This is a genomic window from Alcanivorax sp. HI0044, assembly GCF_001634945.1.
On the sequence record NZ_LWEZ01001430.1, the window covers coordinates 1 to 8100 of the forward strand.

General features: G+C 50.5%; 8 protein-coding genes. 7 read left to right on the top strand and 1 reads right to left on the bottom strand.

Annotated features, from left to right (window positions below):
* The 4 genes from A3730_RS32025 to A3730_RS30555 all read left to right on the top strand — a co-directional run.
* On the top strand, window positions 1–527 hold a 527-nt coding region (locus tag A3730_RS32025), incomplete at its 5' end, for an ImmA/IrrE family metallo-endopeptidase (RefSeq protein ID WP_197477559.1).
* Between the two features lie 52 nt (window positions 528–579).
* Window positions 580–2088 carry a site-specific DNA-methyltransferase gene (locus A3730_RS21185; RefSeq protein WP_063520506.1) on the top strand — a complete coding sequence of 503 codons (1509 nt, stop codon included), beginning with the start codon at window positions 580–582 and terminating at the stop codon, window positions 2086–2088.
* Window positions 2089–2092: 4 nt separating this feature from the next.
* Complete coding sequence (locus A3730_RS21190; protein ID WP_063520505.1) at window positions 2093–4714, top strand: DEAD/DEAH box helicase; 2622 nt, start codon at window positions 2093–2095, stop codon at window positions 4712–4714.
* Between the two features lie 26 nt (window positions 4715–4740).
* Entirely contained in the window at window positions 4741–5538 is a 798-nt protein-coding gene (locus A3730_RS30555; protein ID WP_156497025.1) for a hypothetical protein, read from the top strand.
* On the opposite strand, the gene A3730_RS21195 is transcribed toward A3730_RS30555, so the two are convergent.
* Complete coding sequence (locus A3730_RS21195; RefSeq protein ID WP_063537556.1) at window positions 5528–5857, bottom strand: hypothetical protein; 330 nt, start codon at window positions 5855–5857, stop codon at window positions 5528–5530. The two genes, A3730_RS30555 and A3730_RS21195, sit on opposite strands and share 11 nt — an antisense overlap.
* A 33-nt stretch (window positions 5858–5890) precedes the next feature.
* Between A3730_RS21195 and A3730_RS21200 the strand changes: the two genes are divergently transcribed.
* The 3 genes from A3730_RS21200 to A3730_RS21210 form a co-directional block, all read left to right on the top strand.
* Window positions 5891–6280: a BlaI/MecI/CopY family transcriptional regulator gene (locus A3730_RS21200; RefSeq protein WP_063520503.1), complete on the top strand. Its 390-nt coding sequence runs from the start codon at window positions 5891–5893 to the stop codon at window positions 6278–6280.
* Window positions 6277–7239, top strand: a complete 963-nt coding sequence (locus A3730_RS21205; RefSeq protein ID WP_063520502.1) for a M56 family metallopeptidase — start codon at window positions 6277–6279, stop codon at window positions 7237–7239. The genes A3730_RS21200 and A3730_RS21205 overlap by 4 nt, the downstream gene beginning before the upstream one ends.
* Before the next feature lie 10 nt (window positions 7240–7249).
* Window positions 7250–8100 (top strand): TolC family protein (locus A3730_RS21210; protein WP_197477560.1); only part of this gene is annotated, 851 nt, incomplete at its 3' end.

The following is an 8100-nucleotide window of genomic DNA, read 5'->3' on the forward strand; positions in this document are numbered from 1 at the left end:
AGTACGCCAAAAGTGAGCTCTACAATCTATTGGAAGAGCAGGCACACCGGTTTGCTAGTGCTTTCTTGCTGCCGCCTGATAGCTTCTCTCAAGAAGTGGTATGGCCAACCCTTGACAATCTGCTCTCGCTAAAATCCAGGTGGAGGGTGTCTGTTGCTGCAATGATTGTTCGGTGCCGAGACCTTTCTCTTTTGAATGAGCAACTTGAGCTAAGGCTTTGGAAAGGTCGTTCTGCCCGAAAGTGGACAAAGGGTGAGCCTGGAGATGATGCCATCCCTTTTGAGCAGCCCAAGCTGATGATGCGTGGCGTCCACCTCTTGGTAGATAACGGGGTTTTTGATCGTGACACACTGGTTAATCAAATTGGCTTGGCGCCGGAGATAATCGAGATGCTTTGTAATCTCCGCCATGGTTATCTAAGTGAGCAGATAAATGCTGAGGATAAAGTGGTTTCTCTTAAGCTCAAATCCAAGGCAAGAAGATCAAATGGCCCAATGCCGGGCGATGTGGTTCCATTCAAAAAATAGTGGTCTTCATTTTGATGATCAACAAAGAATTGTAGGAACAGGAAAATACTAAATGCCGCAGTTGTCTTGGTATAAACGTGAGGAAGATTTGACCCGCGCAGCGCTCACACCGTACCGATTGCTGCAGCCTGTCACGGGTCTATCTTACGGTGAGCCTGATTCGGCCAATATGCTCATCGAGGGAGATAATCTCGATGCTTTAAAAGCTTTGCTTCCCTACTATGCTGGGCAAGTGAAGTGCATATTTATCGATCCCCCTTACAACACGCAAAGCGCTTTTGAACACTATGACGATAACCTCGAACATTCGCAGTGGTTGTCGATGATGTATCCCCGTTTGCAGCTGCTCCGCAGCCTTCTATCTAAAGATGGAACAATCTGGGTAACCTTAGACGATAACGAAGCGCACTACTTTAAAGTTATTGCTGATGAGATATTCATGCGAAAGAATTTTGTCTGTAATGCTCTTTGGCAGAAGCGTACATCGGCAGATGCGCGTATTCAGATGGGGGCTGCGCATGATCACCTTTTTGTTTATGCGAGAGACATAAATAAGATTTCCTTAAATCGATTAGCATTGGACCGTTCGAAGGCGACTGGATTCAAAAATCCTGACAACGACCCTCGTGGACCATGGTCCTCAACTGACTTTACGGCGCAAGGTTGGCGTCCAAACCAGATGTATAAGATTCAGTTGCCAAGCGGGCGTATCGTTGAGCCGCCTGCGGGGCGATGCTGGTCTAATATTGAGCCTGTGTTTCATGAATTGCGAAAACAAGGCCGTATGTGGTTTGGCGCCAAAGGCGATGGAAGGCCTCGAGTTAAGAATTATTTGGCTGAGCACGAGGGAGTGTCCTCTTGGACTTGGTGGCCAAATTCTGAGGTTGGTCACAATCAGGAGTCAAAAAAAGAAATCAATGAGCTGTTTGGGGCAGACCAAGCTTTCGATACACCGAAGCCTGAAAGACTTATCAAGCGAATCCTTGATATCGCCACAAATCCGGGAGACATCGTCCTCGACAGTTTCCTCGGGTCCGGAACGACTGCTGCAGTAGCTCATAAGACTGGTCGGCAATGGATCGGAATAGAGATGGGTGAGCATGCCCGCTCACATTGTCAGCCACGCCTCAAAGAAGTTGTGCTTGGTGAGCAGGGAGGTATCTCGAAGTCAGTCAACTGGCAAGGAGGAGGGGGGTTTCGTTTCTTTAAACTAGGCGCGCCAGTGTTCGACGAAAATGGTCATATCCGGCCAGATATACGTTTTGAAAGTTTAGCGGCCCATGTCTGGTTCTCCGAAACAGGAATTGCTCGCTCAACTCGTGCCCCGAAAGAGTCATTCCTAGGGAGTCATAACGGTATCGGTTACTACCTGCTTTATAACGGAATTCTGGGTGATGAGAGTAATGGAGGGGGGAATGTTCTGACGCGTCGAGTTTTACGTTCGCTCCCTAAGTTTGATGGCCCAAAGGTGATTTATGGGGAGGCTAGTGGCCTGACTCAGGAGCAGCTTGACGAGCTGGATATCACTTTTAAACAAACACCCTACGACATCAAGGCATAGCTCTATGGCTTTGGCTCTCAAGCAATATCAACGTCGCTCCCTTGCCAGCCTGGAGCATTTTCTGGAGCTGGCTCGTGTTGAAGGAGCCGCATCTGCTTTCGGTAAAGCCGTGGATGAAGGGCTGATTGACGAATACAAGCCCATGCCTGGCTTGCCGCACATCCCGTATGTCTGCCTGCGTATTCCCACGGGTGGGGGGAAAACTGTCATGGGGGCCCACATTATTCAGGCCGCAAGTCGGTCTTTGCTGGAACGGCAGTTTCCGCTCGTGATGTGGATGGTCCCAACCACTCAAATCAAGGATCAAACTCTGGAGGCATTCAGCGATCCAAGGCATCCCTACAGACAGGAGCTAGATGATGCCTTTGGTGGTCAGGTCGCGGTCTTTGACGTCGCAGATTTTTCCCAAATCCGTCCTGCAGACTTGGGAACTAAGGTTTGTATCGTGATTTCCACTGTTGCTGCATTGAGAGTGGAAAATAAGGAAGGCCGTAAGGTTTATGATTACCACGAAGAGCTGGAACCCCATTTCTCCAGCAGTTCCAAAGAGCTGGAATACTTGCATCGGGATGACAGCGGGCAAGTAGTGGCGTCATTTGCAAACCTGCTCAGAATGCACGGCCCTTTAATTATCATGGACGAGGCCCATAACGCGACTACGCCCCTCTCTTATACGGTTTATGAGCGGCTAGGGCCTCGTGGCGTTGTTGAGTTGACCGCCACTCCCGACGTTAAGAGTTCAAATGTTCTTGTAAGTGTTTCTGCCTTCGAGTTGAAGGCAGAAAACATGATCAAGTTCCCTGTTGTTCTGAAGGAACATAATGGGGAGTGGCAAGAAGCCATCAATAGTGCGGTGGCACGCCGGAACATGCTCGCTAAAACGGCCATGGATGAGCCTGACTACATCCGTCCGATTCTCTTGATTCAGGCCCAGAACGCAAAAGGCGCTGCCACGGTTGAAGAGGTGAAGCGACACCTTGTCGAGACAGGCGTTGCTGAGAAATCGATTGCCATTGCTACAGGCACGACCCGCGAAATCGACGGTGTGGATCTTTTTGCGCGGGAATGTCCAATAGAGGTCATCATCACCAAGCAGGCACTTAAAGAGGGCTGGGATTGTTCTTTTGCCTATGTGTTCTGCTCTGTAGCCCAAGTCAAAAGCGATAAAGATATCCAGCAGTTGCTTGGCAGAGTGTTACGAATGCCGTACGCAACCCGTCGCCGCCAGGGGGAAATGAACAAGGCCTACGCTCATGCGGTTACGGACGATTTTGGCAGGGCCGCTGGGGAGTTGACTCAATCCTTGGTCAATATTGGCTTCAACCCGATGGAAGCGGCTACCGCAATCCGGAAAGAGAGAGACCTACCTCTTGAGGGTGGCGAAATTACAGTTCCGCCTCTGCCTACAACTCGTATTGAGCTGCCTAAGGCTCCCAATCTTGCTAATGTGCCAGAACGAGACCATCAACGGGTGCTGTTTACTCCCAGCCCAGAAGGGAAAGGGGGAACCATTGACCTTACCGACGAAATTGATGAGGCAACAGTAGAGGTTATTGTGGCTACGGCTCCACCCAAGAAGCGGGAAGAGCTAGCTGCACGAATTGAGCAACACCAGTTGAAATCCTTGGCAGCCAAGGCACCTAGTGAACGAGGGGCTGTGTTCAGTGTTCCTCGTCTGTGCATGGTTGAGCAGGGCGAATTGGAGTTGGTTGATAAAGGTGCCCTTTCGACTAACTTCACTTGGGATCTGTTGTCTTTTCCGCCCGATTTGTCCAGTTTTCGCATCAACGATGAGACCATGACGTTTGAGGTCGACCTAGATGGGGAGGAGCTCAATTACCGCTTAATCAAGGATGATGCTGCGACCTATCTTCCTGGGTTCGCCCATGATCGCACCGAAGCAGATCTCGTTGGCTGGCTGGATCACGCAATCCGAGATCCATCAGTAAAGCAACCTGTTCTCAGGGAGTGGGTTCGTCGTGCTATCAGTGACCTTCGGGATAGTCGGGGTTTTTCTCTGGCGCAATTGCTGAAAGGTCAGTTTATCTTGCGCCGCAAGCTCGCTGAACAGCTCCAGATAGCCAAGAGTCGAGCCTATAAAGAGGGTTTTCAGGAGGCATTATTCGACGGAGGGATTGAGGTCGTTACCAGTGATGCTCCTGATCATTCTTTTACTTATCCGGCAGATATGGCTCTCTATCCGGCACGGAAATACTACGAGGGCCAGTATCGATTCCGTAAGCATTATTATCCGGTACCTGGCGAGCTACCCTGGAAAACGCCGGCGGGTAAATTGGCCGAAGAGTTTGAGTGCGCTCAGGCAATTGATTTTCTTGACGAAGTAGAGTTTTGGGTTCGCAACTTGGTGCATTCCTCTCAGTTCTGGATGCCTACATCTCGCCAGCGTACATACCCTGATTTCGTTGCTCGACTCAAGGATGGGCGGCTTCTTGTTATTGAGTACAAGGGCGCGGATCGATTCTCTGCGGACCAAGAGAAAGAAAAGCGGCTGGTTGGGGAGCTGTGGGCTAAGGGGAGCGAGGGTAAGGGCATATACCTTATGGCCCAGAAAAAAGATGAGCAGGGGCGTAATGTAAGAGAGCAAATCTTGGCGGTTATTAGTTAGATTTTCCTTTTCGTATAGAGGGCTGGATGACTTTTCCTAGAGTAAAAGGGCCTAAAAATGGAATCTGTAATATCTGCGGAGAAACAGGCCCTCTTACGGAAGATCATGTTCCCCCGAAGGGTGTTACTCGCTTTCCTAGAATGGCGCTCCATAATCTTGTTGGAAGCCTTGGTGCTGAACCTGGAGAGAGGGGGAAGCCACGTCATTTTCAGCAAGGGGTGAAATTCAGAACAACCTGTCTTTCGTGCAATAGAGATCTGCTTGGAAGCCAATACGACAAGGCATTAATTAATCTCTCTAACGATGTTTCCAGGTATCTGTTCAGTCAGCTGGATAGACCCTCGGTAGCTCATTTCAATACTCAGCCGGGACTGGTTGCCAAAGCTGTTTGTGGCCATATTCTTTCCGTTGGAGTCGGGTATTTTCCTCGCGGAGAGATGGGAGATGTGTTGGCGGATTTCGTTTTAGACCCCGCTGCCCCAGCACCTGAAGAGCTTAGGGTTTACTATTGGATATATCCTTACTGGGATCAGGTGCTTGTTAGAGCAATGTCAATGCTACCCAGATTTGGAACGCCGCCTGTTGTGGTGTCGTTAATGAAGTATATGCCCCTCGCATTTTTGGTGGCCTGGCAGCCAGATCCAAATTTGAAATTTCCATACCCTAATCTAATTAATTACATGCCGAGTGATGCTTCTAGGTATGCTGATATTCCACTCGATTTCACAATAATTCCTCCTAATAGGTATCCTGAAATGCCGACAAATAAAGGGATTACTTTGCATGGTAGAGATGCTTTTCGTGCTACTAGAATCATAAATTAAAAGTTAACAGGATATAGAGAGGAGCTAAGATGGTGGCCTTTATGCTTCTGCCATAGGGAGGTGGCGCCATCGTTATAATAAAGAAAAGTGTAGCATTTAGTGTGGCTTTCCCTTCTCCGCCTTCGAAATTCCTCTTGTATTCTCTGTCGAACACCTTTGTATTATTGGTTTTTTGATCGGTAGAACGATGAGAGTTTTCTTTGATCTGGCCAATTTTCAAGATGGTTGCCTTTACATTCAGAGGTCGCTCGGTTTTCCCTATTTCTCTCTTGGGTTGAATTAATAAAAACCGATTGACGCTCGGTTTTGTGTGTGTCATGGTTCTGGCCATGTGATCAATTGGCGGACAGATATGCAGCTGGGTGAGCTTGAAAAGCAGGTACTGCAGTATTTCTGGAAAGGGCGGACAGCGGATGCCAAGTCCGTGCACTCGCATTTCGAAAAGCGGCGTGGTGGTACCCTGAACACAATCCAGAGCACCCTAGATCGGCTCTATAAGAAGGGCCTGCTGCGCCGTGAAAAGCAAGGCCATGCATTCCATTACCAGGCAGCTATGGACCGCCAAGCCTTTATCGGAAAATTGATTGAGGGCATTGGCGAGGATTATAGTGCGGACCCCGGCAGCACGCTGATCGCGGCTTTCAGTACCTTCTCAGAAAAGCTTTCTGAGAAGCAGATCGAGGCGCTGGAAAAACTGATCGAAGCCCATCGTGAGGCAGATGCGGAGCAATCTGGCCAATGATTTTCGGGTATCCCGCATTGTTGCTGCATCTGCTCACTATCCTGATGCTTGGGGTGCTGGGTGGGATAGTGATCACTGCTATTATAGTGCGTTTCGTCATGCCGGGTTTTGAGGGCTACTCGCTAACCATGCGTAGTAACTTGCTGTGGCTGATCGCATCTTTCCCAATAATTGCAGGCGGGGCAGCGGTTATCCTATCGGTTATGCCGGAATTGTTTCCCGCCTCCCATTTGTGGCTTGCCGGGATCATCCATTGGCACCACGCCTATCTGTTTTCACCGGCATCTTGGCATGGGGTATTCCTGTCGCTATGTCTTCTTTCGATCTTCATCGCGTTTGCATTTGGGGCTTGGCGGACCCGGGCTCTGAGTCGTAGGTACACGTTGCTCGCTGCACTGAGTGAGCGTAGCGAGGGTGGACTTGCCGAGTTAGATGCTGATGCGCCCATGGCGTTTGTCGCGGGGTTATTGTCACCGCAGGCCTTCATTACTCGCGGGCTTGCTTCTTCTATCTCGGAAGAAGAACGGCATATTATCGGCCTGCATGAACAAGCCCATATTGTTCGCCGTGATCCTTTGAGGAAAAGCCTATTTGCCATGTTGGTAGGGCTTTATCCCTCACCTGTACGCCGCTTTCTTCTGGCGGAACTAGAGTTAGTTCAGGAGCAGCGAGCGGACGAATGGGTGTTGCGCCGTTATCCGAAGCCTGCCGCAATTGCCCAGTCGTTATTGAATGTAGAAAAACTGGCGACCCGCTTTAGAGAGCAGGAACTTGGTCAGGTGCATTGTCATTTTGCTGCCCATGCGGTTCAGCGACGGATTATTCATTTGCTGGGTCCGACTGAACAGCGCAGTGTGTCTGTGGCGGTTGTCGGCGCTGTGGTGGTGGTTGCGGCACTATGCAGTGCCGCCAGTGTTGATCTTGTGCACCATTTTCTGGAAACCTTATTTCTTCATTAAGAGTGTTCTGATGAATAGAATTTCAATTTTTTTTACGCGCAAAAAACCGAGAATCGATCGGTTTTTTGCGCCACTGATACTACTGGGAGTGCTGGCTTTCGCGTCGCCACTGGAGGCTGCTGAAGCTGAACTGACCTTCACTCAGGCAATAAAGCGAAGCTTGGAGCAGCATCCCCAGATCAAGGCTCTGGCCTACCGAACCCAGGCTGCCCGGGCGCAAATTCGCCAGGCAGAGATTCGCCGCGGAACCGAGATTCAGTTGGAAGTTGAGGATGTGCTGGGGAGTGGCATCTATGAAGGTGCCGATAGTGCCCAGGCGACGCTCAGTCTGAGTTGGGCTTTAGAGGGAAAGCAGGTTGAGAGCCGAGTCGATGTCGCAGAAGGAAAACAGTCTGTTGCAGTTATTGAGCAAGATTTGCTGCGTTACGACGTGGCGGCCCGCACGGCCCAGGCTTTTCTGACTGCGCTGGCGTATCAGGAACGTCTGGCGCTGGCAAAACTGGCCAGCGATAACGCTTTAACATCATTGGATGAGCTTCGCCGCCGCAGTCGTGCTGGGCGCGCTTCGCGGGTGGATCTGCTGCGTGCGGAGGTGGAGCTGGAGCGTCGTAAGCTGGATGTGGAAGATCTGGATCATGAGCTGCTTGTGGCTCGGCAGCACCTGGCGGCCCAGTGGGGGGCAGCCAATGACGTCGGCTTTGCTCTGTTGGGCGAGCTGCAAACCAGTCAGCAGCTGGTGTCTTTGGAAGACCTTGAGAAGCAACTGCAACAGAGCCCACGGGTGACTCGATTCCTCACCCAGGCACGGGTAAATGAGTCAGAGATGGCCATGGCCAAAGCGGATGCCCTGTCTCGCTGGCG